Origin of the sequence: Allobosea lupini (assembly GCF_900109525.1) — a bacterium.
Classification (GTDB): Bacteria; Pseudomonadota; Alphaproteobacteria; order Rhizobiales; family Beijerinckiaceae; genus Allobosea; species Allobosea lupini.
On the sequence record NZ_FOAN01000002.1, the window covers coordinates 391,668 to 418,018 of the forward strand.

General features: G+C 66.8%; 29 protein-coding genes. 13 read left to right on the top strand and 16 right to left on the bottom strand.

Features of this window, described 5'->3' with window-relative positions:
• Nucleotides 1–28: 28 nt before the first annotated feature.
• From BMZ21_RS07320 to BMZ21_RS07355, 8 genes are all read right to left on the bottom strand, one after another.
• A complete protein-coding gene (locus BMZ21_RS07320) occupies nt 29–946 on the bottom strand; it encodes a dihydrodipicolinate synthase family protein (protein WP_091831374.1) in 918 nt (305 codons plus the stop codon).
• A gap of 40 nt (nt 947–986) precedes the next feature.
• Nucleotides 987–1,523, bottom strand: a complete 537-nt coding sequence (locus BMZ21_RS07325; protein ID WP_208862230.1) for an O-acetyl-ADP-ribose deacetylase — start codon at nt 1,521–1,523, stop codon at nt 987–989.
• A gap of 98 nt (nt 1,524–1,621) precedes the next feature.
• The gene (locus BMZ21_RS07330; RefSeq protein ID WP_091831376.1) at nt 1,622–1,951 is read right to left on the bottom strand and encodes a type II toxin-antitoxin system PemK/MazF family toxin; all 330 of its coding nucleotides are present in this window, start codon (nt 1,949–1,951) and stop codon (nt 1,622–1,624) included.
• Between the two features lie 2 nt (nt 1,952–1,953).
• Nucleotides 1,954–2,169 (bottom strand): antitoxin MazE-like protein, encoded by a 216-nt coding sequence (locus tag BMZ21_RS07335; protein WP_244543736.1) that lies wholly within the window; start codon nt 2,167–2,169, stop codon nt 1,954–1,956.
• Between the two features lie 78 nt (nt 2,170–2,247).
• Nucleotides 2,248–3,765 (bottom strand): tripartite tricarboxylate transporter permease, encoded by a 1,518-nt coding sequence (locus BMZ21_RS07340; RefSeq protein WP_091831379.1) that lies wholly within the window; start codon nt 3,763–3,765, stop codon nt 2,248–2,250.
• Nucleotides 3,766–3,786: 21 nt separating this feature from the next.
• Nucleotides 3,787–4,275 carry a tripartite tricarboxylate transporter TctB family protein gene (locus tag BMZ21_RS07345; RefSeq protein ID WP_091831381.1) on the bottom strand — a complete coding sequence of 163 codons (489 nt, stop codon included), beginning with the start codon at nt 4,273–4,275 and terminating at the stop codon, nt 3,787–3,789.
• Between the two features lie 155 nt (nt 4,276–4,430).
• On the bottom strand, nt 4,431–5,426 hold the full coding sequence (locus BMZ21_RS07350) for a Bug family tripartite tricarboxylate transporter substrate binding protein (RefSeq protein ID WP_091831383.1): 996 nt from the start codon (nt 5,424–5,426) through the stop codon (nt 4,431–4,433).
• A 69-nt stretch (nt 5,427–5,495) separates the two neighbouring features.
• Nucleotides 5,496–6,530, bottom strand: coding sequence for a 4-hydroxythreonine-4-phosphate dehydrogenase PdxA (locus BMZ21_RS07355; protein WP_091831385.1), 1,035 nt, complete (start codon nt 6,528–6,530; stop codon nt 5,496–5,498).
• A gap of 244 nt (nt 6,531–6,774) precedes the next feature.
• On the opposite strand from BMZ21_RS07355, the gene BMZ21_RS07360 reads away from it, so the two are divergent.
• On the top strand, nt 6,775–7,461 hold the full coding sequence (locus BMZ21_RS07360; protein WP_091831387.1) for a GntR family transcriptional regulator: 687 nt from the start codon (nt 6,775–6,777) through the stop codon (nt 7,459–7,461).
• A 32-nt stretch (nt 7,462–7,493) separates the two neighbouring features.
• On the top strand, nt 7,494–8,093 hold the full coding sequence (locus BMZ21_RS07365; RefSeq protein ID WP_167561565.1) for a metallophosphoesterase family protein: 600 nt from the start codon (nt 7,494–7,496) through the stop codon (nt 8,091–8,093).
• A gap of 18 nt (nt 8,094–8,111) precedes the next feature.
• Here the strand turns inward: BMZ21_RS07365 and BMZ21_RS07370 are convergent, their stop codons facing one another.
• Nucleotides 8,112–9,344, bottom strand: a complete 1,233-nt coding sequence (locus BMZ21_RS07370) for an HlyD family secretion protein (RefSeq protein WP_091831391.1) — start codon at nt 9,342–9,344, stop codon at nt 8,112–8,114.
• A gap of 10 nt (nt 9,345–9,354) precedes the next feature.
• Nucleotides 9,355–9,810, bottom strand: coding sequence for a hypothetical protein (locus BMZ21_RS07375; RefSeq protein ID WP_244543771.1), 456 nt, complete (start codon nt 9,808–9,810; stop codon nt 9,355–9,357).
• A gap of 151 nt (nt 9,811–9,961) precedes the next feature.
• On the opposite strand from BMZ21_RS07375, the gene BMZ21_RS07380 reads away from it, so the two are divergent.
• The 7 genes from BMZ21_RS07380 to BMZ21_RS07410 all read left to right on the top strand — a co-directional run bounded on the left by BMZ21_RS07380 (nt 9,962) and on the right by BMZ21_RS07410 (nt 16,664).
• Entirely contained in the window at nt 9,962–10,876 is a 915-nt protein-coding gene (locus tag BMZ21_RS07380; RefSeq protein WP_091831393.1) for a LysR family transcriptional regulator, read from the top strand.
• A gap of 117 nt (nt 10,877–10,993) precedes the next feature.
• Nucleotides 10,994–11,869 carry a shikimate dehydrogenase gene (locus BMZ21_RS07385; RefSeq protein ID WP_091831397.1) on the top strand — a complete coding sequence of 292 codons (876 nt, stop codon included), beginning with the start codon at nt 10,994–10,996 and terminating at the stop codon, nt 11,867–11,869.
• Between the two features lie 65 nt (nt 11,870–11,934).
• Entirely contained in the window at nt 11,935–13,071 is a 1,137-nt protein-coding gene (locus tag BMZ21_RS07390) for an ABC transporter substrate-binding protein (protein ID WP_091831399.1), read from the top strand.
• A gap of 212 nt (nt 13,072–13,283) precedes the next feature.
• Complete coding sequence (locus BMZ21_RS07395) at nt 13,284–14,162, top strand: branched-chain amino acid ABC transporter permease (RefSeq protein ID WP_091831401.1); 879 nt, start codon at nt 13,284–13,286, stop codon at nt 14,160–14,162.
• Nucleotides 14,159–15,175, top strand: a complete 1,017-nt coding sequence (locus tag BMZ21_RS07400) for a branched-chain amino acid ABC transporter permease (protein WP_208862231.1) — start codon at nt 14,159–14,161, stop codon at nt 15,173–15,175. Before BMZ21_RS07395 ends, BMZ21_RS07400 begins: the two co-directional genes overlap by 4 nt.
• On the top strand, nt 15,172–15,915 hold the full coding sequence (locus tag BMZ21_RS07405; RefSeq protein WP_091831403.1) for an ABC transporter ATP-binding protein: 744 nt from the start codon (nt 15,172–15,174) through the stop codon (nt 15,913–15,915). Before BMZ21_RS07400 ends, BMZ21_RS07405 begins: the two co-directional genes overlap by 4 nt.
• Before the next feature lie 11 nt (nt 15,916–15,926).
• Nucleotides 15,927–16,664 carry an ABC transporter ATP-binding protein gene (locus BMZ21_RS07410; protein ID WP_091831405.1) on the top strand — a complete coding sequence of 246 codons (738 nt, stop codon included), beginning with the start codon at nt 15,927–15,929 and terminating at the stop codon, nt 16,662–16,664.
• 73 nt (nt 16,665–16,737) lie between these two features.
• Here BMZ21_RS07410 and BMZ21_RS07415 read toward each other — a convergent pair whose 3' ends face one another.
• Nucleotides 16,738–17,727, bottom strand: a complete 990-nt coding sequence (locus BMZ21_RS07415) for an NADPH:quinone reductase (protein WP_091831407.1) — start codon at nt 17,725–17,727, stop codon at nt 16,738–16,740.
• A gap of 89 nt (nt 17,728–17,816) precedes the next feature.
• On the opposite strand from BMZ21_RS07415, the gene BMZ21_RS07420 reads away from it, so the two are divergent.
• On the top strand, nt 17,817–18,254 hold the full coding sequence (locus BMZ21_RS07420; protein WP_091831409.1) for a winged helix-turn-helix transcriptional regulator: 438 nt from the start codon (nt 17,817–17,819) through the stop codon (nt 18,252–18,254).
• Here the strand turns inward: BMZ21_RS07420 and BMZ21_RS07425 are convergent.
• Complete coding sequence (locus BMZ21_RS07425; RefSeq protein ID WP_091831411.1) at nt 18,221–19,207, bottom strand: MBL fold metallo-hydrolase; 987 nt, start codon at nt 19,205–19,207, stop codon at nt 18,221–18,223. The two genes, BMZ21_RS07420 and BMZ21_RS07425, sit on opposite strands and share 34 nt — an antisense overlap.
• A gap of 189 nt (nt 19,208–19,396) precedes the next feature.
• Between BMZ21_RS07425 and BMZ21_RS07430 the strand changes: the two genes are divergently transcribed.
• The gene (locus BMZ21_RS07430) at nt 19,397–20,359 is read left to right on the top strand and encodes a LysR family transcriptional regulator (RefSeq protein ID WP_091831413.1); all 963 of its coding nucleotides are present in this window, start codon (nt 19,397–19,399) and stop codon (nt 20,357–20,359) included.
• A gap of 73 nt (nt 20,360–20,432) precedes the next feature.
• Nucleotides 20,433–21,557, top strand: a complete 1,125-nt coding sequence (locus BMZ21_RS07435) for a zinc-dependent alcohol dehydrogenase family protein (protein WP_091831415.1) — start codon at nt 20,433–20,435, stop codon at nt 21,555–21,557.
• 3 nt (nt 21,558–21,560) lie between these two features.
• Here BMZ21_RS07435 and BMZ21_RS07440 read toward each other — a convergent pair whose 3' ends face one another.
• The gene (locus BMZ21_RS07440) at nt 21,561–22,742 is read right to left on the bottom strand and encodes an MFS transporter (RefSeq protein WP_091831417.1); all 1,182 of its coding nucleotides are present in this window, start codon (nt 22,740–22,742) and stop codon (nt 21,561–21,563) included.
• 48 nt (nt 22,743–22,790) lie between these two features.
• On the opposite strand from BMZ21_RS07440, the gene BMZ21_RS07445 reads away from it, so the two are divergent.
• Nucleotides 22,791–23,345 (top strand): Lrp/AsnC family transcriptional regulator, encoded by a 555-nt coding sequence (locus BMZ21_RS07445; RefSeq protein ID WP_091831419.1) that lies wholly within the window; start codon nt 22,791–22,793, stop codon nt 23,343–23,345.
• A 3-nt stretch (nt 23,346–23,348) separates the two neighbouring features.
• On the opposite strand, the gene BMZ21_RS07450 is transcribed toward BMZ21_RS07445, so the two are convergent.
• The 3 genes from BMZ21_RS07450 to BMZ21_RS07460 all read right to left on the bottom strand — a co-directional run bounded on the left by BMZ21_RS07450 (nt 23,349) and on the right by BMZ21_RS07460 (nt 26,351).
• Entirely contained in the window at nt 23,349–24,077 is a 729-nt protein-coding gene (locus BMZ21_RS07450; RefSeq protein WP_091831421.1) for a class I SAM-dependent methyltransferase, read from the bottom strand.
• A 106-nt stretch (nt 24,078–24,183) separates the two neighbouring features.
• Nucleotides 24,184–25,617, bottom strand: coding sequence for an aldehyde dehydrogenase family protein (locus BMZ21_RS07455; RefSeq protein ID WP_091831423.1), 1,434 nt, complete (start codon nt 25,615–25,617; stop codon nt 24,184–24,186).
• Between the two features lie 38 nt (nt 25,618–25,655).
• Nucleotides 25,656–26,351 carry an ABC transporter ATP-binding protein gene (locus BMZ21_RS07460; protein ID WP_091831425.1) on the bottom strand — a complete coding sequence of 232 codons (696 nt, stop codon included), beginning with the start codon at nt 26,349–26,351 and terminating at the stop codon, nt 25,656–25,658.

Below are 26,351 nucleotides of genomic sequence, written 5' to 3' on the forward strand. Positions count from 1 at the left end.
TCGACGGCGGGCAGCGAGAGCAGCTGGGCTATTTGCCCCAGCGCAAGGCGAGCGGATCGAGTTCGCGCGCGAGCTCGAGCAGGCCTTCGCGCGTCTGCGGATGCAGCGGCGTAAGCGGATGGCGCACCGCGTCCGACTTGATCACGCCGCCGGCCTTCATCACCGCCTTGGCCGAGCGCAGGCCGCATTGGCGGTTCTCGTAATTGATGATCGGCAGCACGCGGGCATAGAGCGCCGCCGCCTGCCTGCGGTCGCCCGCGGCATGGGCGGTGAGGATCGGCTTGATCAGGTCGGGGATCATTGCCGAGGTCATCGTGCCGGTGGCGCCGGCGTCGAGATCGGCCATCAGCGTGATCGCTTCTTCACCATCGAACGGGCCGACGATGGCGTCGCCGCCCGCCTCGATCAGCGAGCGCAGCTTGCCCGCCGTGCCCGGCACCTCGATCTTGAAGTAGCGCACGAGCGGCACTTCCTTGTTGAGCCTGACCATGAAAGGCACGGTCATGGTCACGCCGGAGAGCGGCGCGTCCTGGAGGATGATCGGGATTCCCGCTGCATCCGCCACGATCTTGAAATGCTCGATCATGCCCTGCTCGTCCGCCTTGAGCAGCGCTCCGTGGTAGGGCGGCATCATCATCAGCATCTTGGCGCCGGCCTCGGCCGCCGCCTTGGCGCGCTGCGCGGCGATGCGGGTCGAGAAATGCGAGGTGGTGACGCAGACCGGCACCCGGCCGGCGACCTGCTCGATCGAAAGCCGCATGACCTCGTCGCGCTCGGCGTCGGTCAGCAGGAACTGCTCGGAAAAATTGGCAAGGATGCAGATGCCGTCGACGCCCTGGTCGACCATCAGGTCCATCACCCGGCGATTGCCCTCATGATCGACGTCGCCGTTCTCGTGGAAGATCGTCGGCGCGATCGGGATGATGCCTTTATAGGGTTCGCTCATGGCAAGGCCTCGGCTGTTCGTGGCTGGGAGGGGGTGGAGCTCATTGCGTCTGCCAATCGCCACTGCCGGGAAGCCCGCGCTGGTAGATGGCGAGGTCCTCGGGCGAGAAGCAGCAGAAGATGACTGCGTCGAAGGAAGCGCCGGCCTTCAGGGCTTCCGCGACCGTCGCCACGGCGATATCCGCCGCAGCCGCGATCGGATAACCGTAGATCCCAGTGCTGATGCTCGGGAAGGCGACGGTTCGCAGGCCTGCGCCGGCCGCGACCGCGAGGGAGCGGCGATAGCAGGAGGCGAGCAGCTCAGCCTCGCTCCGGCCGCCGCCCTGCCAGACCGGCCCGACCGTATGGATGACGAAGCGCGCCGGCAGGCGATAGCCCTGGGTCAGCTTGGCGTCGCCGGTCTGGCAGCCGCCGAGCCGGCGGCATTCCTGGAGTAATTCCGGCCCTGCGGCGCGATGGATCGCACCGTCGACGCCGCCTCCCCCCAACAGCGAATTGTTGGCGGCGTTGACGATGGCGTCGACGGCAAGCGTGGTGATGTCGGCCTGGATGGCTTGAAGTCTGCCGGCAATTCTCATGGCTGGCTGTCCTTCCGCTGGTATCGGATCGCCCCGCCCTGCCGACGATACAAGCACAGTGGTGATCGATCGCCACCGGCTCTCCATCGAACGATGCGTCAGTCGGCGACACCGATGACGAAAGCCAGCCCGGCCGTCACGCGCGCCATCTCGGCGGCGGTCAAGCGTCCGATGGAGCCGGATACCCGGCTGCGCATGAGGGTGACCGGCTTGTCGACCATCACCTGCGATCGCTCGCGCAAGCCATTCTCCAGCGACGGTTCGATCATGACACGAAGGTCCGACGCATCGACCAAGGTCGACGTCATCTGACAGACCACAACGGAGGGATGCGCGGCTGGAATCGCATCGCTCTGAACGATGACCGCTGGCCGTGGCTTGCCATAATCTCCAGCAGCCGCGACGATCACGACAGCGCCGCGGCTCAAGCTCAATCGTCCCTCGCCGGGTTGTCAAATTCGGACACCGATTCGATCCAGCGCAAGGCGTCGTCCTCTGCGGCGAGATCGAGCCTCGCGACCTGCCGCACGATCCGAGCACGGACAGCCGGCGAACGCGCATCGGGAACGAGCAGACGCACCTCGCGCAAGTTTTGCTCGCGCCGTCTACGACGCATGTCGCGCATCCGCTCTGCAACCGCTGCCACGGCGAGACCTCCGGTAACGAGCGGAAAACGTAACGCGTTACGAGCTTGCCGGCAAGATCGCCCGCCATGCCGCCACCGTCACGCCTTCGCCGCGCGCGCCGTCACCAGCTTGCGGATGCCGCGCCTTGTCGAGCCGATCAGCGGGAAGAGCAGGAGCGCAAGAGCGATCGCCATCAGGCTCGCGACCAGGGCGTTCGACCAGAAGATCGAGAGCGAGCCCTGGCTGAAGATCATCGACTGGCGGAAGGCGTCCTCCGCCTTGTCGCCGATGACCATGGCCAGCACCAGGGGCGCGATGGGATAGTCGAGCTTCTTGAAGAGATAACCGACGATGCCGAAGGCGAGCGCCAGCCAGATGTCGAATTCCTTGTTGCCGACGGTATAGGCGCCGATGAAGCAGACCACGACGATCGCCGGGCCAATGATCGAGAACGGGATGCGCAGGATCGAGGCGAAGAGCGGCACCGTCGCCAGCACCACGATGACCGCGACGACGTTGCCGAGATACATCGAGGCGATCAGGCCCCAGACGAAGTCGGGCCGCTCGACGAACAGCATCGGGCCGGGGTTAAGGCCCCAGATCATCAGCCCGCCCATCATCACCGCAGCCGTCGCCGAACCCGGGATGCCGAGCGCCAGCATCGGCAGCATCGCCGAGGAGCCGGCGGCATGGTCGGCGGTCTCGGGCGAGATCACGCCCTCGGGCTCGCCCTTGCCGAACTTCTCGGGATTGCGCGAGGAGCGCTTGGCCATCGCATAGCTCATGAAAGAGGCCGCGGTCGGGCCGCCCGGCGTGATGCCCATCCAGATGCCGATGATGCTGGAGCGCAGCAGCGCCAGCCAGTAGCGCGGCAGTTTCAGCGCGGTGGCGAACACGTCGCGCGGGCTGACCTTGGCCTTGACCCCGTCGAAGCGCAGGCCCTCCTCCATCGTCTGCAGCAGCTCGCCGAGGCCGAACAGGCCGATCACCGCGATCAGAAAGCTGACGCCGGCGAGCAGCACGTCGAACTCATAGGTCAGGCGGACATTACCCGAGACCGAGTCCATGCCGATCGAGGCGAAGGCGAAGCCCATCGCCATCGAGACGATGGTCTTGAAGGGCGAAGCGCCACCAAGCCCGACAAAGCTGGCGAAGGTCATGAAATAAACAGCGAAATACTCCGGCGAGGAGAATTTCAGCGCGAAGCGCGCGACCCAGCCGGAAAGCAGCGTGATCAGGATGACGCCGGCCATGGCGCCGATGCCGGCCGACAGGAAGGCGAAGGAAAGCGCTTCGGTCGCCCTGCCCTGCTTGGCCATCGGGTGGCCGTCGAAGGTGGTCGCGACCGAAGAGGGCTCGCCGGGGATATTGAACAGGATCGAGGTGGTCGAGCCGCCGAAGAGCGCCCCCCAATAGAGCGAGGTCAAAAGGATGATCGCCGAGACCGGGTCCATGCTGAAGGTCAGCGGCAGCATCAGCGAGACGCCGTTGGGCGCGCCCAGGCCCGGCAGGACGCCGACCAGGATACCGAGCAGCACGCCGGCGAACATCAGCGCGATGTGATGCGTGGTCAGCGCGATCTGGAAGCCGTGAAGAAGCGAGGCGAAGTTTTCCATGAGATGCTCCGGCTCGCGGCTCTAAAGACCGAGCATCGCTTCGACCGGCCCCTTGAGCAGGCCGACCTGGGCGAATTTCTCAAGGCCGAAATAGAAGAAGGCAGCCGTGCCGATCGCCGTCGCGAGCGAAGGCAGCCAACCATAGCGGCCCTGGAAGCGCATCGCGAAGACGAGATAGAGCAGCATCGCGACATACATGCCAAGCGTAACAGTCAGGATGACGAAGGCGAGCATCGGCAGGAAGAAGGAGAGCACGCGCTTGCCCTGCTCCCTGTCGAGGAAAGTCCCGGCGAGCGCCGCCGAGCCGCCCATCCGCCGGCCGATCGTGGTCACGATCGTGCCCGCGCTGGCAAGCGCGATCAGCAGCCCGCAATAGAACGGGAAGGCGCCGGGCTGCGGGCCGGAGGAATCCCAGCCGATGCCGAACTCGCGGGCGCCGTTGACGATGACGAGGCCGAAGGCGAGCGTCGCCAAAGCTGTCGCGATCTCGGCCTGGAAACGGCTGATCATCGGCTTTCCTCCTGCAAACGTCGAACGCCCAGCCCGACCATGTCGTCCCGGGCGACCGAAGGGAGACCCGGGACCCATGCCGGAACGGTTCTGGCATGGAATCCCGGATCAGCGCGGCTTCGCCGCTTGTCCGGGATGACCGGAGATTGACGACGTCAGTTTACGACCCAGCCTTCGCTCTTGAAGACCTTCGCGTTGGCGGCCTCGTCCTTGGCGACGAAGTCGGAGAGCTCCTTGCCCTTCATGAAGCGGGCGGTCTGCGCGGTACGGGCGATGAACTCGGCCCATTCCGGGGTCTTGCTGACCTTCTCCATCACATCGGCATAGAAGGTAACCGCGTCGGCCGGGACCTCGGCCGGCAGCCAGACGGTGCGCGGCATCTGGAAGGATTCGAGCGGCAGGCCGGCTTCCTTGCAGGTCGGGATGTCGCCCCAGCCCTTGCCGTCATGGATCGGATCGCTCTTGGCGAGGCGCACCGGCGAGAAGACGCAGAGCGGCTTCACCTGACCGGCCTTCCACTGTCCGATGTTCTCGTTCGGGTTGTTGGTGTTGGAATCGACATGGCCGCCGGCGAGCTGGGTTGCAGCCGCGCCACCGCCCTGGAAGGGCACGTAGATCCACTTGGCGCCGGTCGCCTCCTGGATCATCGCAGTCAGGGTCTGGTCGGTGTCCTTGGACTGGCTGCCGGCCATCTTCAGGCTGCCTGGCTTGGCCTTCGCGGCCTCGATATAGGCCTTGGCGTCGGCATAAGGCGCGTCGCCCTTCACCCAGATCAGGAACTCGTCGAGCGCCAGCGCCGAAACCGGCGTCAGGTCGGAGAGCTTGTAGCCGAGCTTGGCGACGTAAGGCAGGAGATAGGCGTTGTTGGTGCCGAAGACGACCTTGTGGGCGTCGCCCTTGGCGCCCTTGCCGTAGATGTAGCCCTCGGCGCCGCTGCCGCCGCCCTTGTTGAGTACCACGACCGGCTGCTCGATCAGCTTGTGCTTGGTGATGATCGACTGGACGATGCGGGCGAAATTATCGGTGCCGCCGCCGGGCCCCGAGGTCACGACGAACTCGATCGGCTTGGTCGGCTGCCAGGCCGCGGCCGGCACCACCGCGGCAATGACGGAAGCGAGCGCGGCGCCCGCCGCAATACAGAAACGTTTCATGCTGTCTCTCCCTGGATGATCGTTGGAACTGGCGCGGCTCTTCTCGGCCGCTGCGCCGGGAAATCTGCATCAGGCGGCCTTGCGCGCCGCCTTGCCCTCGCTCGCCATCTTGATCGCGAGCGACAGCGCCGCGCGGGTGGCGCCGAGATTGGCGATGCCCTTGCCGGCGATCTCATAAGCGGTGCCGTGGGCCGGGGTGCAGATCGGGAACGGGAAGCCGCCGATCAGCGTGACGCCGCGGTCGAAGCCCATCAGCTTCATCGCGATCTGGCCCTGGTCGTGATACATCGTCAGCACCGCGTCGAAGTCACCGTTCCTGGCGCGCAGGAACACCGTGTCGGACGGGAACGGACCCTCGACCACGTAACCTTTGGCCTTGGCGGTCTTCACCGCCGGCTCAATCGTCTCGATCTCGTCGCGGCCGAAATTGCCGCCGTCGCCGGCATGCGGGTTGATGCCGGCGACCGCGATGCGCGGCGGGTTGAAACCGGCGGCACGCAGATTCTTCTCGGCGAGATCGAGCGCCCGCAGGATCCGTTCCTGGGTGATGTTCTGCGCCACTTCGGAGAGCGGGATATGCGAGGTGACGCGCGCGTTCCAGAGCTTGTCCAGCACGTTGAATTCGCTGGCCGGCCCCTCGAACGCGATCGCGTCGCGCACGAAGCGGATCTCGTCGTCATAGCCGGGATAGGCAAAGCGCATCGCCGCCTTGTTGAAGGGGGTGAAGAACACCGCATCGGCCTTGCTGGACGCGGCGAGACGCAGCGCGCGGCGGAAATTGTCGGTCGCGGCCTTGCCGCCGGCGAGCGTCGCCGTGCCGCGCTGGAGATCGGCAGGATCATGGTTCTTGAGATCGACGAAGACCGGCTTGCCGGCGTCGGCCGGCAGGGCATCGCCCTCGCCGATGACGCGAACATCAGGCGTGAGGCCGGCATCGTCGGCGCCGAGCTGGAACAGGCGAAAGTCGCCGAAGACGATGTAGCGCGCGGCCTTGCTCAGATCGGGCTCGGCCAGGATGCGGGCGGTGAGTTCGGGGCTGATGCCGGAGGGATCGCCCATCGCGACCGCGATCACCGGCAAGGAAACCTGCGCCTTGATGTCCATCTCGTCCTCCCGAGGCCGGCCACCGCCGGCTGCTTGGCTTCCGGCCTATCATGGGGGCCGCCGCGAAAGCAAGTATGCTGTATGCAGCATAACATTCCTGCACTACTCTGCCGCGAGTCCGGCGACGGCTTCACCTGTCCACAGGTCTCGCTACGTCCGGTCGGGAGGTCGTCGCCGGAGCCGGGCCGCTCGCGTTGACAGCGCGAAAGCGCCATGCCGTACAGAAAGACAAAGGAGAGCCGCGATGACGAACGAGGCCGGCATGTCGAGCGAGGCGCAGGATACCTATCCGCGCATCACCCGCCGCACCTTGCACGAAGAGGTGCTCGAACGGCTGCGCGACATGATCATCGAGGGCAGGCTCGGCCCTGGGCAGCGCATCAACGAAGGCGCCGTCGGGGCCCAGCTCGGCGTCTCGCGTACGCCCCTCCGGGAAGCCATCAAGACCCTGGCGAGCGAGGGGCTGGTCGAGATCCAGCCGGCCAAGGGAGCGATCGTCCGCAAGTTCTCGGCTGGCGACCTGTTGCAGATCCTGGAGGTTCTGAAGACGCTGGAACAGCTCGGCGGCCGGATGACCTGCGCGCAGGCGAGCGACGAGACGATCGCCGCGATCAAGGCGCTCCATGACGAGATGATGGAGCTTTATCGGACCCGCAACCGGCTCGACTATTTCAAGCTCAACCAGGCGATCCACAGCGCCATCGTCGCCGCCTCAGGCAACGACGTGCTGGTCGAGATGCACGGTACCTTGCAGGCCAGGATCAAGCGGCTGCGCTTCATCGGCAATGAGGGCCCGGAGAAATGGGCCGGCGCCGTGGCCGAGCACGAGGAGATGATCGCGGCGCTGCTGAAGCGCGACGGCGACGCGCTCGCCGTGATCATCGGCAAGCACATGGACTCCACGCTGGTGCGCGTGCGCGACGTGCTCTGAGCCGCTCGGATCGAGCGCCCGGGAGGATGTCGATGAAGATCTTGGCCTTCAGCGATCTGCACCGCGACAAGGACGCCGCCTGGTCACTGCGAGACGCTGCGCGAGCCGCAGACGTCGTCATCGGAGCAGGCGATTTCGGGACGAGAGGCGAAGGCCTGGCCGATACATTCGACATCCTGCGTGACATCACGGTCCCCGTCCTGGTCGTCGCCGGCAATCATGACAATCTCGCTGAGATGCAGGCCGCCAATCGGGGATGGCCGCATCTGCATGTCCTGCACGGAAGTGGTGTTGCGATCGGCGACACTGCGTTCTTCGGCCTCGGCTACGAGATTCCGGCGACCAACGAAGCATCCTGGAACCAGCGCCTCTCGGAGGCCGAGGCAGAAGAACTGCTCGCGGCCTGCCCGGACAAGGCCGTGCTCGTCACGCACTCACCGCCCTATGGCGTTGCGGACCTGCAGCGCAACGGCCGGCATGAGGGCAGCAGAGCAATCCGGGCCGCCATCGAGCGGCACCAGCCGCAACTGGTGCTCTGTGGGCATATCCATCACGCCTGGGGCACGAAGGGCGCCATCGGCCATTCTGAGGTGCACAATCTCGGCCCCGCAGCGCACTGGTTCGAGATCTGAAGCTCGACCGCCCGCAGCTCAGTGCCCGCTGAAGACCAGCGTCTTGATCGGCAGGACCAGCGCCTGGATGCGCAGCAGCATGGCGTGCACCACCCCGGTCGCGTCGACCGCGTGCAAGGCGATGCGCCGTAGCGTTCCGGTATCCTTGGCGGCGATGATGTCGTGGTTGTTGCTGTAGGCGTTGGCGATGCAGCTCGACCCCGGCGTCACCCCGTCGAGCCCGCCCGGATAGAGCGGCTCCATATAGGTCAGGATCGTTCCCGGCCGCACGACCTGCTGGGCGTCGATCAGCTGCTCGCCGCTGCGGACCTGGCCGGCCGCGATGAAGTCCTGGACGCCGGTCACGACCATCGGGATGACCGTCCAGGGCTTCGAAATGCAGGTGACCTCGGCGACCATGCCGACCTTCATCACCTGCGCCTCGATCTGGCCGAAGCCGGCTTGCAGCCGCCCGCGTCCGGCCTCTTCCGGGATGATCGCGCCAGCCGGGCGCATGAACGGGTTGACGATGTCGCCTGGCCGCAGCGTGAACTGCTCGACATGGCCGTTGAAGCCGGCCCGGACCACGGTCTTGGCGAGTTCGACCTCGGCCTGCGCCAGCGCAGCCTCGGCGCTGGCGCGTTCGGCCGGCAGCAAGGTCGAAATCTTCGTCTGGGCGGCGGCCTGCGACGCTGTCGTCGAGGCGACCGCGGCCTCGCGCCCGGCCGTGATGTTCTCGAGCCGCTCGATCTCGCGGGTCGCGACGATGTCGTCGTTGCGCCGCTTCAGCTCGCGCTTGGTCTGCAATTCGTCGAGCGCCTGCTGCAGCGCGCTCTTCGCCTCCTGGATCTTGCCGTCGAAGGTGAGGATGTCGGCCTTTGCGACCACGAGCGCGGCATCGACCTCGGCGAGCTTGCGCCGCGCCGTCTCGACCGCGGCCCGCTGGCTGGTGCTGTCGAGGGTGAAGATCGGCGCGCCCTGCGCGACCTTGCCGCTGACGCCGACATGCACCTGCGCGACCCGGCCATTGATCTCCGGAATGATCGGGACGCTGCGGAAGAACACGGTCGCACTGGTGGTCGAGGGATGATTGTAGAAGATCACCGTGATCAGCCCGACCGTCAGCATCACGCAGGTGACGATGCCCCAGCGCAGTTCGAACCAGACCGAATAGAGCGTGATCTCCTTGCCCAGCCGCCTGCCTTGGCCGTAGCGGCGATAGAGATAGTCCGGGACGATGGTGAAGAGGGCACAGACAAGGAGTTCGAGCATCGCGGCCTCCTCAGAGCTGGCCAGCCGGCGCGGCGGCCACGGCTGGCGGAGGCGCCGGCTTGTCGTCCGGCCGCACGATGCCGTGCTCGATATCCGACGCCGCCTCGCCACCGCGTCCCGGCGCGATGCCAGCGATTTTCTCGAGCGAGCCCGCCATGCGGCTGAACATGCCGGAGAAATCGGGGACGTCGATCAAAGCGAGCATCAGGCCGATGACCCAGAACAGATGCACATGCGTGAACAGGGCTAGCAGCCCGAGCACGGCGACGATCTCGAATTGCAGCTTGTGGGATTTATGCGCGATGCGCTCGGGCAAGGTGTGCAGGCGCAGGAAGAGCAACCCGACGCCCAGGACAGCAGCGAGCAGAATGATCGCCGCGACCACCATGAGGACGTCCGTGCCACCTGGACTTGCGACGAAAGCAGGCAGGTGCGACGCCGCCGCCGGGTGAACCTGGTCCGCCATGGCATCCCCCCGGAGCGGTTGACGACTTAAGGTCAGGTGACGATCAAATCCTGCGAAAGTCAATCGGACCGAGCGAGCCACGCATGGCGTCTTGACAGGTCCGCAGCCCTCGCCTCCGCTTGGGGCAAGAAGCCGGCGAGGAACGCCACCCATGCTCACCCTGCGCCAGATCGAGGTGATCCGGGCGATCATGATCACCGGCACGATCGCCGGCGCGGCGAAGTTGCTCAACGTCTCGGCCCCCGGCATCAGCCGGCTGATGAAACACACCGAGCGCTCGCTCCGGCTCAAGCTGTTCGAGCGCCGGCAGGGCCGTTACGTGCCGACGCCGGAGGCCAAGGACATCTTCGAGCAGATCAACGGCGTCTACCGCAAGGTCGACGACCTGCACTCGATGCTGGCCCGGATCGAACGCGGCGGCGACGTCGAGTTCAAGCTCGGCTCGGTTCCGAGCATCTGCCATGTCATGGTGCCGCGCGCGATCGAGCGCCTCAGGCGCAAGCATCCCGACCTGCGCATCGACATCAACATCCTGAAGATCGAGGAAGCGCTCGACTATCTCCTGCTCGGCAAGGGCGAGATCGTCGCGATGAGCTACAAGCTGGACCATCCAGGCCTCGACTTCGTGCCTCTCGCCATGGGCGAGCTGCTCTGCATCGTGCCGCAGCACCATCCGCTCGCCGGCTACAGCAGCATCTCGGCCCGCGAGATCGTCCAGCATCAGCTGATCGGCATCGACCCGACCGACCCCTATGGCCGGATCATGAGCGAGATCTTCCAGCGCCAGGGGCTGCAGTACGAGATGGCGATCAAGGCGCGCTTCGGCACCACCGTCTGCTCGCTGGTGCGGGCCGGGCTCGGCATCGCCATCATCGACCAGTTCACCGTCGCCCATGGCTCGATGCAAGGCATCGCCACGATCCCGATCGAGGAGCCGACCCGCTTCCAGACCTATGTCGCGATGAAGAACGACAAGGCGCTCTCGCTCTATGCCGAGACTTTCGTGAAGTTGCTGCGCGAGGAGATGAACGCGGTGGTCTCGCCGCGACTTGCCGAAGAAAGATAACATCATGTTAGGCGGCAGCGACGAATTGGTTATCGCGTTACGGCGGCAAATCGGTTTAGCTGCGGGCTCATGCACAAGCCCGCCGAGACGGGCCGTGACAGGGATGGAATAGCGACCATGGTCATCGCCAGGAAGAGCAAGCGGGTGCTGCTCGGGCTGATCGGCTTCCCGATCGCGCATTCGGCGACGCCGACGACGCAGGAAGCTGCGGCGCGAGCCGCCGGGATCGAGGCGCATTACCATCTGATCGAGGTTGCTGGCGCCAGCCGCGAGGACCTCGCCGCCATGCTCGACGGCATCCGGCGGCTCGGCTTCTCCGGCATCAACGTCACCTATCCCTACAAGGAAGCGGTCGTGCCGCTGCTAGACGGGCTGTCCGAGCAGGCTGCAGCCATGGGCGCGGTCAACACGATCGTCGTCGACGACGGCCGTCTGATCGGCCACAACACCGATGCCTCGGGCTTCGCCACCGCCTATCGCCGGCTTGGCCGGCAGGATGGCGACAAGCCGGTCGCGATCATCGGCACCGGCGGCGTCGGCAAGGCGATCGCCTTCGCGCTCGCCGGCTGCGGCGTCACCCGGCTGCGGCTCTGCGACGTCGATCGCAGCCGGGCCGAAGCGCTGGCCGGGCTCCTCGGCACCCGCGCGAGCGTCGAGATCGCCGCCAGCGCCGAGGCGGCGGCAGAGGGGGCCGCCGGCATCGTCAACGGCACGCCGGTCGGCATGCTGCCGGACCGCGGCATCCCGATCGAGCCAAGCGCGATCCAGGCCTCGCAATGGGTCGCGGACGCGGTCTATCACCCGCTCTGGACACCGCTGCTGAAAGCGGCGCAAAAAGCCGGCGCAACGGTGATGACCGGGCGCGAGCTCTCGATTCACCAGGCGGTCGATGCTTTCCGGCTCTTCACCGGCCTGGAAGCATCGGAGGCGGTGATCGGCGCCGCCTTCGACTCCGTGACCGCGGCGGGCGAGACGACCGAACACGCCGCCTGAGCAAGACGACCCGGACAACACCGGGCGGGGATTTCAGACACTAGGGACAAGTGGAGGAAACGAGCATGAAGAAGCACTGGATCATCGCTGCCGCGCTCGGCATGGCCGTCAGCCTGCCGGCCCTGGCGCAGGACAAGGTCAAGCTGGTCGACGTCGTCGAGCTCTCGGGCGCGGGCGCGACCGCCGGCACCAACTGGAAGAACGGCATCGATCTCGCCGTCGCCGACATCAACGCCAAGGGCGGCATCCTCGGCAAGCAGATCGAGATCGTCCATTACGACACCCAGACCAATCCGGGGAACACCCGCGCCGCCGTGCAGCGCGCCATCGACGAGGGCACCTATGCCGTGCTCGGCCCGGTCTTCTCCGGCCCGATCGGCGCTTCCATGCAGATTGCCCAGCGCGCCGAGATCGCCCAGCTCGTCGGCGGCGAGGCGGCCGGCCTGACCAAGCAGGGCAACCAGTACCTGTTCCGGACCTCGCTCAGCCAGACCGCGGCGATGCCGAAGATCGCCAAATACCTGAAGGACACGGTCAAGGCCGCCTCGGTCGCCGTCGTCTGGGTCAACAACGACTTCGGCAAGGGCGGCCGCGACGCGATCATCCCCGAGCTGGAGAAGGCCGGCATCAAGCTCGCCGCCGACGTTGCCACCGAGCAGGGCCAGGCCGACTTCGCCGCCGATGCGATCAAGGTCAAGAACTCCAATGCCGATGCGATCTTCGTCTATCTGAACGAGGAGGAGAGCGCCCGCTTCCTGCGCGCCGCCAAGCAGCAGGGCATCACCAAGCCGATGGTCGGCGAGACCACCCTGCTCGGCGCCAAGGTGATCGAGCTCGCGGGCGACGCCGCCAACGGCGTCAAGGGCCATGTCGGCCTCTCGATCGACGCGCCGATCCCGGCCTTCCAGGAGTTCGGCAAGAAGTTCCAGGCCAAGTACAACTACGCCTCCGACCATAACGGCATGAAGGGTTACATGGCCGTCTACATGGTCAAGTGGGCGACCGAGAAGCAGAAGAAGTTCGACAAGAAGGGCGTCGCCGATACGCTGCGCGGCGCCACAATCAAGACCTCGGACGAGCCGGGCATCCTGATCGAGACCACGATCGAGAAGAACGGCGACCTCGACCGCGAGAGCTTCCTCGCCGAGGTCAAGGACGGCAAGCAGGTGATCACGGCGACGCTGCCGAAGATCAACCCGTAAGAACCGCGACCGAAACCCCTCCCCCTTGTGGGGAGGGGCAGGGGTGGGGGTCGCAAAGGCGGGCTCCACAGAGATCGAGAAGACGAATCCGCTGATCCGGCGCTTTCCTCGCGACCGATCGCCAAGCGGCACCACCCCCACCCCGATCCCCTCCCCACAAGGGGGAGGGGCCAGGTTGCGCCGACCATCGCCACACGAGCGAGAGCAAAGCCATGGCCGAATTCCTCGCCTATCTCATCGCCGGCATCGCCACGGGCGCGATCTACGCACTGGCCGCGATCGGCTTCACCCTGGTCTGGCAGACCTCGCAGACGATCAACTTCGCCCAGGGCGAGTTCGTCATGCTGCCGGCCGTGCTGGTCCTGCTTGCGATCAAGCTGTTCGGCGCGCCGATCTGGCTGGGAGCGTTGATCGGCATCGCCGCCTTCATCCTGATCTTCGGCGTCGGCTTCAAGCTGACCATCGTCGATCCGATGATCCGGCACGGCGTCCTGCCGCTCGCCATCGCCACCATGGCGCTGTCGATCATCATGAAGGAAGGCGCCAAGGACGGCTTTTCGGCCGAGGCGCAGAAATTCCCCTCTTTCGTGCCGACCGAGACGATCTCGGTGTTCGGCGCGGCGATCTCGCTGCAGCATGTCGCGATCATCGCCGTCGCTTTTGCCGTCATCGGGCTGCTGCAATGGTTCGTCGGCGGCACCCGGCTCGGCCGCCAGATGCAGGCGACCGCACAGAACCCGACGGTGGCGCGCATCCTCGGCATTCCGGTCGAGCGCATGGTGCTGCTCACCTTCGTGATCAACGCGGCGCTAGCGGTCGTCGCCTCGGTGCTGATCTCGCCGATCTATCTGGCGAAATTCTCCAATGGCGAGGTGATCGGCCTGTTCGCCTTCATCGCGGCGATCGTCGGCGGCTTCAACCAGGTCCGCGGCGCCCTCGTCGGCGGGCTGATCGTCGGCATCGTCGACAGCATGGCTGCCGCCTACATCTCGACCTCGTACCGCCTCGCCGTGCCCCTCGTGCTCCTGGTCGTCGTCATTCTCGTCAAGCCGGAAGGCCTGATGGGCCGCAAAGAGGAGCGCCGGGTATGACCGCGCCCGCAACCCACGGCGCCGCGACCTCCGCGGCGCGCCGCCTGCCCCTGCCCGGCTTCGTCGACGGCACGCTGCTGACGCTGGTCATCGCCGCGGTCATCCTCTGGTTCGCTCCCTCCGGCATGGGCCGCTACGGCACCTATGTGCTCTCGCTCTGGCTGGTGATGAGCGTCGCGGTGATGGGGCTCAACCTGACGCTCGGCTATGCCGGCCTGAAGTCGCTGGCGCAGGCCGCCTTCATGGGCATCGGCGCCTATGCGACGGCGCTTTTGACCAGCAAGGTTGGGCTGAACTGGTACGCCTCCTTCGCGATCTCGGGTCTCATCACCTTCGCGGTCGGGCTCGTGCTCGGCTTCCCGGCGCTCAGGGTCAAAGCGCATTACCTCGCCTTCGTGACGCTGGCCTTCTCGACGCTGATCTGGCTCGTCCTGCGCAACGAGCAATGGCTGACCGGCGGCGTCTTCGGCCTCTCCAACATCCCGCGGCCGAGCTTCTTCGGGCTCAAGCTCGACGGCGCGCTCGCCTTCCACCGCTTCGTCGTCGTGGTCACCTTCCTGCTCGCCGTCGTGCTCTGGTGGATGATCCGCTCGCCCTGGGGCCGCGCCTTCACGGCGCTGCGCGAGAACCCGATCCGCGCCGCGAGCCTGGGCATCGACACCCGCATGTACACGCTGCTCGCCTTCGCGATCGGCTCGGCCTATGCGGGCTTCGCCGGGGCGCTCTACGCGCCGCTGGTCGAGTTCATCGACCCCTCGCCCTTCTCGCTGTCGCAGAGCTTCTTCCTGCTGCTGATGGTGGTCGCGGGCGGCGCCGGCTACCTGCTCGGGCCGTTCATCGGGGCGCTGCTCGGCGTGGTGCTGCCGGAATGGCTGCGCTTTGCCGGCTCGCTCTACCTGATCATCTTCGCGGCGATCGTCATGCTGCTGCTGATCGCCTGCCCCCAGGGCATGAGCGGCCTGCTCGAACGCGGCTGGGCGAAGCTCACCGGCAAGAAGGAGGGCGCGCGATGACCGAAGTCCTCGAGGTCTCCAACCTGCACAAGGCCTTCGGTGGCATCAAGGCGGTGAACGGCGTCTCCTTCAAGGTCAATGAAGGCGAGATCCTCGGCATCATCGGCCCCAATGGCTGCGGCAAGTCGACCCTGTTCAACTGCATCCTCGGCCAGCTCGAGCCGACCGAGGGCGCGGTCAAGCTCGACGGCCGCGACGTCACGAACATGCGTCCCTCCGAGCTCAACCGGCTCGGCGTCAGCCGCACCTTCCAGCTGCTGCAGGTCTTCCCCGAGCTCTCCGTGCGCGAGAACCTGATCCTCGCCGGGCAGGAACACGAAGGCACGATGCTGTCGCGCTTCTTCGGCGCGCGCGATGCCGGGCTTTCGGCCAAGGCCGAGCAGATGATCGGCTTCTTCAAGCTCGGCCACCTCACCGAGGCGAAGGCCGGCGGGCTCTCCTATGGCCAGCAGAAGCTGCTCGACGCCGCCATGGCCTTCATGGCCGGGCCGCGCCTCGTCCTGCTCGACGAACCGGCCGGCGGCGTCAATCTCACCATGCTGGGCGATCTCAAGGAGCGCCTGCGTGCCATCAATGCCGAGCAGGGCGCGACCTTCGTGGTGATCGAGCACAACATGGATTTCGTGATGTCGCTGTGCTCGCGCGTCATCGTGCTGGCCGAAGGCAAGGTCCTGGCCGAGGGCACACCGGCCGAAGTCCGCGCCAATCCGGCGGTCATCGAAGCCTATCTCGGGCATTGAGGAGCGATGCCATGACCACTCCCATCCTCGAACTCGACGGCGTGGTCGGCGGCTACGGCGCCATGACCATCCTCAACGGCACGACATTCAAGGTGCCGCGCGCCGCGATCACCACTGTGATCGGCCCGAACGGCGCCGGCAAGTCGACCGTGTTCAAGGCGATCTTCGGCCTGCTCAAGGTGCGCGAGGGCCATATCCGGCTGGAAGGCCAGGAGATCACCAACTGGAACCAGCGCAAGCTGCTCGAGGCCGGCATCTGCTACGTGCCGCAGGGCCGCAACATCTTCCCCGAGCTCTCGGTGCGCCACAATATCGAGCTCGGCGCGGTCGCGGCCGGCAGCCAGATCACCGACATGCCCAGGCGCATCGAGGCGGCGCTCGACCGCTTCCCGTCGCTGCGCGCCAAGGCCGATGTCCAGGCCTCGACGCTCTCCGGCGGCCAGCAGAAGCAGCTCGAGATCGTGCGCGGGCTCCTGCTCGACCCCAAGCTGGTGCTGATCGATGAGCCCTCGATCGGGCTCTCGCCGATGCTGGTGCAGGAGACCTTCGACATCCTGAAGGAGCTGCGTGCCAAGGGCGTCACCATCCTGATGATCGAGCAGAACGCCCGCTCGGCGCTGGAAATCTCCGACGAAGGCCTGGTGCTGGAGCTCGGCCAGACCCGCATGCAGGGCCCGGCAGCCACCATTCTCGCAGATCCCCGCGTTGCCCAGCTCTTCCTCGGCGGAGCGATGACCGAAGCGGCCTGAGAACACCGCAGCGTCCTCCGATCTAGCTATTTTGAGCAGCGGGCGAGACGGCGTCGCGCCCGCTGCTTATCGACTAGCTGATGGTCACGACCTTGCCGACCGCGCGGCCGCTCTCGAGCAGTTCATGTGCCTGCGCGATCTCGTCGAGCGGGACGCGCGCGGCGATCTCGTGGCTGAGCCATCCGCCTCGCAGCCCCTCCCCGATCGCAGCCGCGGCCTCATCATGCGCGGCCGCATCCATGACATAGACCAGCACGAAGCGGATCGCGGCATCGAGCTGAAGCAGCGGCCAGTAGGGCAGGACGGGCTCGGCAACCGCATCAGATGAATAGGTCGCGATCACGCCGCGCGGCGCCAGCACCTGCATGGTCAGGTCGAGATTGGCGCCGAAGGCGACCTCGACGACGCGGTCGACGCCACGTTCCTTGCCGGTGAAGTCCCGAATGCGCGCCGCGAGATCGTCATTGTGGCGGTTGAGTACGAGATCGGCGCCCGCCGCCTTGGCGGAACGCGCCTGCTCCTCGCGGCTGACGGTCGCAATCACCCGCGCCCCGCTCTGCTTGGCGAACTGGATGGCGTAGCGGCCAACTGCGCCGGCGCCGCCGGTGACGAGCACCACCTTTCCTGCCACCGAACCATCGGCGAGGACGCAGCGATGTGCCGTCATCGCGGGTACGCCGAGAGCGGCGCCTTCCTCGAACGTGACACTTGCCGGCAGCGGCTGGACCTGCCGCGCCGGCAACGCAACATACTCGGCCGCGCCGCCGAAGGGCCGGCCGAGCGCGGCTTCATAGAACCAGACCCGTTCGCCGATGCGGCTCTCCAGCTCGGGCGAGCCGGCTGCGACCACTTCCCCCGCGCCGTCCTGATGCGGGATGACCAGCGGAAATGGCATCTCACTGCGGCCGAGCCAGCCGGCGCGCGCCTTCCAATCGGACGGGTTGATGCCGCTGGCGCGGACCCTGATCAGCAATTCGCCCGGGCCGGCGACCGGCTGCGGCTGCTCGCCGACTTCAAGGACCTCGTTCGCCGGTCCCTTGCGCTGATACCATGCTGCCTTCACTGCCGTGCTTCCTTGCGTGGTTGCGGAAGCAGGCAAGTGTCGTCATAGCTCATCTGGCACAAGTACGTACAAAGAGAACATGTACTATCATGGATGTAAGTGTCGTTGAGCCCATTCACGCCACAGGAACACGACCGCGCCGCGAGCCGGCGGCCCGCACGGGCTGCGGCGTCGAGGCGACGTTGTCGGTGATCGGCGGTGTCTGGAAGCCGGTGCTGCTGTTCCAGCTGCTGCGTGGCAAATTGCGCTTCAATGCGCTGTGCCGGCTGACGCCGCGAGCGACGCCGCGGATGATCACCCTGCAATTGCGCGAGCTGGAAGCGGACGGCGTGGTGCGCCGGATCGTCTATCCGGAAGTGCCGCCCAAGGTGGAATACGAGCTGACCGAATTCGGGCAATCGCTGGAGCCGGTGCTGCTCGCCATGCGCGCCTGGGGCCAGAGCTTCCAGGCGCGCATGGACGCTGCCGAGGCCGAGCCTGGGGGAGGATCAGCTCAGCCGCGCAGCATCTGCATCGCAGCGGGATAGTAGCGGAAGCCGTCACCGGCCTTGGCGAGGTTGCCGAAGCCCGGCCAGGCGAAGTGATAGGACATTACCGGCGTCTTCTGCTCGGCCAGCATGGTGAGCAGCTTCACCCGCGACTGCACCGACATCTTCGGGTCCCAGTCGTAAGCGAACTCGACCCGCGGATTCTCGGTTAGGAGGATCGGGTGGTGGGTGAGATCGCCGAGGAAGACGAAGGACTTGCCCCCCGAGGAGACGTTGAAGATGGTGTGGCCTGGGCTGTGGCCCGGCGCCGAGATCGCGGTGATGCCCGGCAGGAACTCCTGCCCGTCCTTGAAGAAGACGATGCGATCGCGCACCGGCCGCAAATTGGCGCGGGCATGGTCGCCGAAGGCCTTGAACGGCGTGCCGAGGCGGGCGTCGTCGAGCCAGTAATCATGGTCGACCTGGCTGATATAGATCTGCGCATTGGGGAAGTTCGGCTTGCCCTCGGCCGAACAGATGCCGCCGGTATGGTCGATATGGGCATGGCTGCAGACGATGGCGTCGATCGAAGCCGGGTCGATGCCGGCCTCCTGCATGCTTTTCAGCAGCCGGCCGGTCGTCGGGCCGAAAGCCTTGGAGAAGCCCATGCCGGTGTCGAACATCACCAGCCGGTCGCCGAAATTGACGATCGGAATATTCTGCTCGAGCACGACATTGTCCTTGGCCAGGAAGTTCGTTTCGAGCAGGCCGTAGACCTGCTCCTTCGGCAGGCCGAGGAAGCTGGAGCCGGGATCGCCGAGCGGCAAGGGCCCGTCCGAAACCACCGTGACCTCGGCCTGGCCGAGCCCGAAGCGATAGTAATAGGGCACCTGGCTGTTCGCGAGCGGGGCCTTGGCCAACGCGCCGCCGGGCAAGGCCGCACCGGCGGCGAGCGCGGCCGCACCGGACAGGAAGCCGCGGCGGCTGGTGGACGGGATGAGCAGGTTCGACATGGCGTTCCTCCGCGTGGAAAGGGAGCGGCGTCGGGCGCCGTCTTCTTCGCCGGGCGGCCTTGCGTCGCGTCAGGCCTTGCCGGAAGGAAAGGATGCACGCCTGCGGAGTGGACGGCCAATAAGGCTTCGCTCTAGTCTGCATAAGCGAAAGCTCGCGCTCGCGGGCCAATCAAGGGGAACGGGACGACGATGGATCTGCGCCAGTTGCGCTATTTCACGGCCATCGTCGAACAGGGCTCGTTCTCCAAGGCGGCACTCAAGCTCCGGGTGGCGCAGCCGGCGCTCAGCCAGCATCTGCGCCATATGGAAGACGAGCTCGGCGTCGCCCTGCTGCATCGCGGCACGCGCGGCGTCCAGCCGACCGAGGCGGGGGAGCGCCTGCTCGCCAAGGCACGCACCATCCTCGCCGAATTCGCCGAACTGCGCGACAGCGTGCGCGGCGAGCAGGCGGCGCCGGCCGGCGAGGTCAGGATCGGCCTGCCAGGCACGGTCAGCGAGCAGTTCAGCGTGCCATTGATCGAGGCGACGCAGGAGCGTTTCCCGGATGTGCGCATCCGCGTCGCCGAGGCGATGAGCGGCTTCGTGCTCGACTGGCTGCGCAAGGGCGAGGTTGATCTCGCAGTGATCTACTCGACCTCCGATCCGAAGGGGCTCGGCATACACCACGTCCTGACCGAGGAGCTCTGCCTCTTCGGCATCCCGGCTCTGACGGCGTTGAAGACGCCTGCCGGCAAGGCGGTGACGCTGACCGAGGCCGCCGGGCTCGACCTGATCCTGCCCGGGCCGGGCCACGGCCTGCGCGACCAGATCGACGAGGCGGCGGCCGGCATCAACGCCACCGTCCATGCCGCGGTCGAGATCGAATCCTATTCGCAGATCAAGCGCCTGGCCGAGCGCGGCCTCGGCTACAGCATCCTGCCGCGCATGGCGGTCAGGGCGCAGGAGAAGGCCGGCATCTTCCAGACCTGGCCGCTGGAAGAGCCGTCGCTCTATCGCAAGGTCTACCTGGCATATTCGACCGAGCGGCCGATGACGGCCGCAGCCCGCGCCATCGGCCAGCTCTCCTGGGAGATCCTGCGCGGCCTCGTCGCCGACGAGCGCTGGACCGCGACGCTGGGCGACGAGACCGATCCGCCCGCCTTATACGGCTGATCGGGATTTCGTCTTTGACAGGCGGCGCGGCGAGCCGAACACTCGCCGGCAAATCAGCTCACGAGGATACGCCTTGAAGACTCGCGCCGCCGTGCTGCACGCCAGCCCCGTCACCGCGCCCTATGCGCAGTCGAAACCGCTTCGGATCGAGGAGGTCGAGCTCGCCCCGCCCGGCATGGGCGAGGTGCTGGTCAGGGTTCGGGCCGCGGGCCTCTGCCATTCCGACCTCTCGGTGATCGACGGCAACCGGCCGCGCCCGGTGCCGATGGTGCTCGGCCATGAGGCCGCCGGCGAGGTCGAGGAGGTCGGGCCAGGCGTCACCGACCTCAGGAAGGGCGACCGTGTCATCATGGTCTTTGTGCCATCCTGCGGCCATTGCGCGCCGTGCAGCGAGGGGCGCCCTGCCTTGTGCGAACCCGGCAACGCCGCCAACGGCGTCGGCGAGTTGATGGCGGGCGGGCGCCGGCTCTCGCAGAACGGCCAGCCGGTGCACCATCATGTCGGCGTCTCCGCCTTCGCCGAGCACACGGTGATGTCGCGCCATTCGCTGGTCAAGATCGAGGCCGACATTCCCCACGAGATCGCCGCGCTGTTCGGCTGCGCCGTGCTGACCGGAGTCGGTGCGGCCGTGAACACGGCGAAGGTCCGGGCCGGCGAGACGGCTGCGGTCGTCGGGCTCGGCGGTGTCGGCCTCTCCGCCCTGCTCGGCGCGGTCGCCTGCGGCGCCTCGCGCGTGATCGCCGTCGACCTCTCGGACGAGAAGCTGAAGATCGCCCGCGAGCTCGGCGCGACCGACACCTTCAATGCCGGCGCGCCCGATGTCGTCGAGGCGATCCGCGCCGCTACGAAGGGGGGCGTCGACCACGGTCTCGAAATGGCCGGCTCGGTGAAGGCGCTGGAGCTTGCCTACCAGATCACGCGGCGCGGCGGCACGACGACGACGGCCGGTCTCGCCAACCCCGCTCATACGATGTCATTGGCGCCGGTTCGGCTCGTCGGCGAAGAGCGGACGCTGAAGGGCTCCTATGTCGGCTCCTGCATTCCGGTGCGCGACATTCCCCGCTTCATCGACCTTTATCAGCGCGGCCGGCTGCCGGTCGACAAGCTCTGGACCAGCTCGAGCCCACTCGACGGCATCAATGAGGGTTTCGACGCGCTGAACGAAGGCCGGACGATCCGGCACGTCATCCAGATGTAGGGATCATGCGCTTGCCGTTGCCGCGCGCGGCGCAAGCGCAGCGGCAAGCGCCGCCACCAGCATCAGCGCGACCGCAAGCCCGGCGAGCGCCGAGAAGCCGGCACTGGCATAGAGCGGCCCGAAGCCTGTCGTTCCGGCAAAGAGCGCGAGATAGGTGACGCCGCTGTTGAGGCCCATGATCGCGCCGCGGCGGCCGGGATCGAGTGCCGCCAGCCGGAGGATCAGCACGTTCAGCGCGGCGTGATTGGCCATGCCCCAGCAGAAGACGACGGCGAGCAATGCCGGATAGGAGGCGGAGGCAGCGGTCATCGCCAGATAGACAGCACCGACCACCGCAAAGAACAGCGGCAGCAATCGGGCGGGACCGAGCCGGTCGATCCAGCGGTCGAGGAAGGTCGTCGCCCCGAAGCCGAGGCCATAGCACAGTGCCAGCAGGCCACCGGCACTGACCGGCAGGCCGAGCCCGCGATGCAGATGGTCGCCGACATAGCCATAGACGCCGTAGAACGAGGCCATGAAGGCGGCGCAGGCGAGCAGCAGCGGCGCGATGCCGGGAACCCTCAGCGCCGAGAGCGGCGACGGCGCGGTGCGCCTGGTCGGGTTGCCGCCGGCTGTCAGCTTCGTTGTCCCGGCCATGGCGGCGAGCCCGGCGACCACCACGATGGCGTAGACCATGCGCCAACCGAGGAGATCGGCGATCACGGCCGAGAGCGAGACGCCGGCGACCATGCTCAGCGTCCAGCCGAACAGGACGATGCCGAGCGTGTCGCTCTCGCGGCCGGCGGGTGCTGCCAGCGCAGCGAGTGTGTAGATGGCCGGCAGCGCAAGGCCGGCGGCGAGCCCGGCCAGCAATTGCGCGCCGACGAAAGCCGCAAGGGCTGGTGCCGCCCCGCTCGCCGCGAGGGCCGCCAGGAAGGCAAGCAACGCGTAGCGCAGGACCCGGCCTGCGCCGAAGCGGTCGATCAGCCCGGCGAGCAGCAGGGCGCTCGCCGCCGTGCCGATGCCGAAGGCGGCCGAGGCCGTCATCACCGCCGGCACGCCGGAGGCGAAGCTCTCCGCCACGCGCGGGGCGATCGGCCCCAGCGCCAGCGAGTTGGCGCCGACGAGGCCGATGCACAGGCAGAGTGCATAGGCCGCGGCGGGGATGCGGGCTGCTCCAGCGCTAATTTGATCTTCATTCGTCATTTCGACAGAATGACCGAATTTGATTCAGCTTCAATCGAGGATCAGCGAATGCTTGAAAAAACAGATGGCGTTCGGCGCAACCGCGGGTCCGAGCGCGAACTCGATGCGATGGACCGAAAGCTGTTAGGCGTCCTGGTCGAGGACGCTACGATCAGCTACGCCGATCTCGGCGAGCGTGTCGGCCTGTCGCCGCCGGCGGCACATGAGCGGGTGAAGCGGTTGCGGCGCTCGGGTGCGATCAAGCGGGTCGCGGCGCTGATCGAGCCGGAGGCGACCGGCAAGACGCTGCTCGCCTTCGTCCATGTCGATACCACCGGCTGGGGCAAGACCACGACGCTATTGGCGATCGAGGCCCATCCCGAGGTCGAGGAGATCCATTCGGTCGCCGGCGACACCTGCATGATGCTGAAGGTGCGCACGCAGAGCACGCACGCGCTCGAGGGCCTGCTGGCGAAGATCTACGACGTGCCCGGCGTCACCGCGACGCGCAGCTATGTCGTGCTCTCGACCTACCTGGAACGGCCGGTCCAGCCTGGCATCACCGGCGAATGGCCGGGGCGGGTGAAGGCCCCTCGGCTGCCGGCCCCAGCCGGCGCGGGCTGAGCCTCAGCCGAACATGGCGGGGGTGCTCGCCGGCTTCGGCCCGAACGGCACCTTGAGGTGGTGCATCCGCAGCGGCTGGTGCAGAACATAGCCGCCCTTGTCATGGTCCGACAGCGCCTCGAAGCGGGCGAGCAGCTTGCTGCGCGCCGCTTGCGCCCGCTCCTCGCGCGACGGATCGATCACGACGGCACGCTCCAGGAAGGCTTCGGCATCGGAAAACGTTTCGATACGGTCGTATTCGATCCGCCTGATCTCGTTGACGATGCCGCGGCGCCTCGCCCTGACAATCGCATCCTGTGCGGCCTGCCGGACCTCGGTCTCGTCCTCGATCAGCCGCAGCGCATCGAAGAACGATCCTTCCGACAGGGGTTCGATGACGATGACGCTGCCACCCCTGCCGACGACGCGGGCGGCCTCCTCCAGTGCCAGCAGCATGTCGGGGACAGGGATATGGTGCAGGCTGTTGAGGAAGATCGCGGCGTGCATGCTGGCATCGCCCCAGGGCACGAGTTGGGCACAGCCCTGCTTCAGCGTGGCCTTGGGCACAAGGGCCTGCGCGACCTCCAGCATCGCCTCGTCCGGATCGAGCCCGGCGACGCTGGCGCCTCGCTCGGCCAGCGCCTGCAGCAGATTGCCCCGACCGCAGCCGATATCGAGAATGCGCCGGCCTTGCAGGGGCGCAAGTAATCCTCCCAGGATATCTACGGTATCGCCTGCCGGCAGCGTCCACATCGTCAATCAATGCTTGCGCCCGCAGCGGGGCGCAAGACCTGTTCTCGTACGATCCCAAGCTACTCCTTACGGGCGAACAACCTGGCCGCGATTCACCTGTTCCGCTTCACCCGTGCTTGTGGACGATCGTCTTCGCGACGGCGAACTCCTCTAGCGCCATGAAGCCTTTCTCGCGGCCATGGCCGCTCTTGCCGGTGCCGCCGAAGGGCAGTTCGATGCCGCCGCCCGCACCATAGCCGTTGATGAAGACCTGCCCGGCGCGGACGCGCTTGGCGACACGCTGCTGGCGTCCGCCATTATTGGTCCAGACGCCGGCGACGAGGCCATAGGGGGTCGAGTTGGCGAGCTTCACCGCGTCCTCCTCGTCGTCGAAGGAGAAGGCGGCGAGCACGGGACCGAAGACCTCCTCCTGCTCCAGCCGGTTGCCGCGCGGCACCTGGCCGAACAGGGTCGGCGTCACATAGAAGCCGCCATTGGGCACGCCCTGCGCGATCGCACCCTCGGCGAGGACCGGAATGCCCTGCTCACGGGCCTGATCCACGAAGCTCTGCACCCGGCCACGCTGCTTGGCGTTGATCACCGGGCCGCAATCGAGATCCATCTCGGGCGTGCCGGCGCGCAGCTTGGAGAACTGCCTGGCGACGGCGCCGACGAAATCGTCATAGATGGTCTTCTGGACCAGCACGCGGCTGCCGGCCGAGCAGGTCTGCCCGGTGTTCTGGACGATCGCCTTGCAGACGATCGGCACGGCGGCGTCGAAATCGGCGTCGTCGAAGACGATCTGGGGCGACTTGCCGCCGAGTTCGAGCGTGCAGGTGATGAAGTTGTCGGCGCAGGCCTTCTGGATGATCTGGCCGACCTGCGGCGAGCCGGTGAAGGAAATGAAGCCGACGCCGGGATTGCGGCAGAGCGCCTCGCCCGCCTCATGGCCGCCGCCGGTGACGATGTTGATGGCGCCATCGGGGAAGCCGACTTCGGTGGCGAGTTCGGCGAGGCGCAGCGCCGTCTGGCAGGCATCCTCGGCCGGCTTCAGCACCACGGCATTGCCCATGGCGAGCGAGGCGGTCAGCGAGCGGCCGAACATCTGCGCCGGATAGTTCCAGGGCAGGATGTGGCCGGTGACGCCATAGGGCTCGTGCACGACATTCACGCTGTAGCCGTTGAGGAACGGGATGACGTGGCCGTGCACCTTGTCGGCGGCGCCGCCATAGAACTCGAAATAACGGGCGGTCGCGTCGATGTCGGCCCGCGCCTGCGCCATCGGCTTGCCGGTGTCCTGCGCCTCGATCTTCGCCAGTTCGTCGAAATGGTCCTGGACCTTGAGGGCGAGCCTGGAGATCAGCCGGCCGCGCTCAGCCGCGGTCAACCTGCCCCAGGAGCCTTCATAGGCGGCGCGGGCAGCGCGCACCGCATCATCGATGTCCTCGGCCGTGCCACAGGCAATGCGGGTGAATTCCTCGCCGGTCGCCGGAGCGAGCACCGCCATGGTCTCGCCGGTGCGGCCGGCGATATGCCGGCCGTTGATGAAGTGCTGGGTCATGATGGTCTCCGTATACGGCGATGCCGTCTCGTCTTGTCTCAATGCAGCCCGGCTGCGGCGAGCGAGCTTTCGGCCAACTGCGTTTCGCTGACCTCGCCGCGCTCGATCGCATAGGCCTTGGCCGCGAAGTTGCGCAGCAGACTGGGGTTGGATTCGGTGATCAGCAAGGCGATGTCGGGATGGCTGTCGCGCAGAGCGCGCAGGGCGGCGGCATAGCGGTTGGCCAGAACCGGGGCGAGCCCTTGGAAGGGCTCGTCCAGCAGGATGACGCGGCTGCCGATCATCAGCGCCCGGGCAAGAGCCGCCATCTTGCCCTGCCCGCCGGAGAGCCCCGCCGCCGGGCGCTGACGCAGATCGGCGAGCTCGGGCAGCACCGCGTAAATTCGTTCCAACCTTCTTTCGATCTCGGCCTCGCCGAGCTTCATCACCTCGGCCGGCAGGCGGATGTTCTCCTCGATGGTGAAGGTCGAGAACAGCCGGCGGTCCTCCGGCGCATAGCCGATGCCGAGCCGCGGCCGCTCATGCGCCTTCACCGTATCGAGCGGCTTGCCATCGAAGCTGATCGCGCCGCCGGTCACCGTCATGAAGCCCATGATGGCGCGCAGCAGGCTAGTCTTGCCGGCGCCGTTGCGTCCGATCAGCGCGACGGTCGCACCCTCCTCCAGCGACAGCGAGGCCCGGCGCAGCACCTGCACGCCTTCGATCTCGGCCGAGAGCTCCCTGATCTCCAGCAT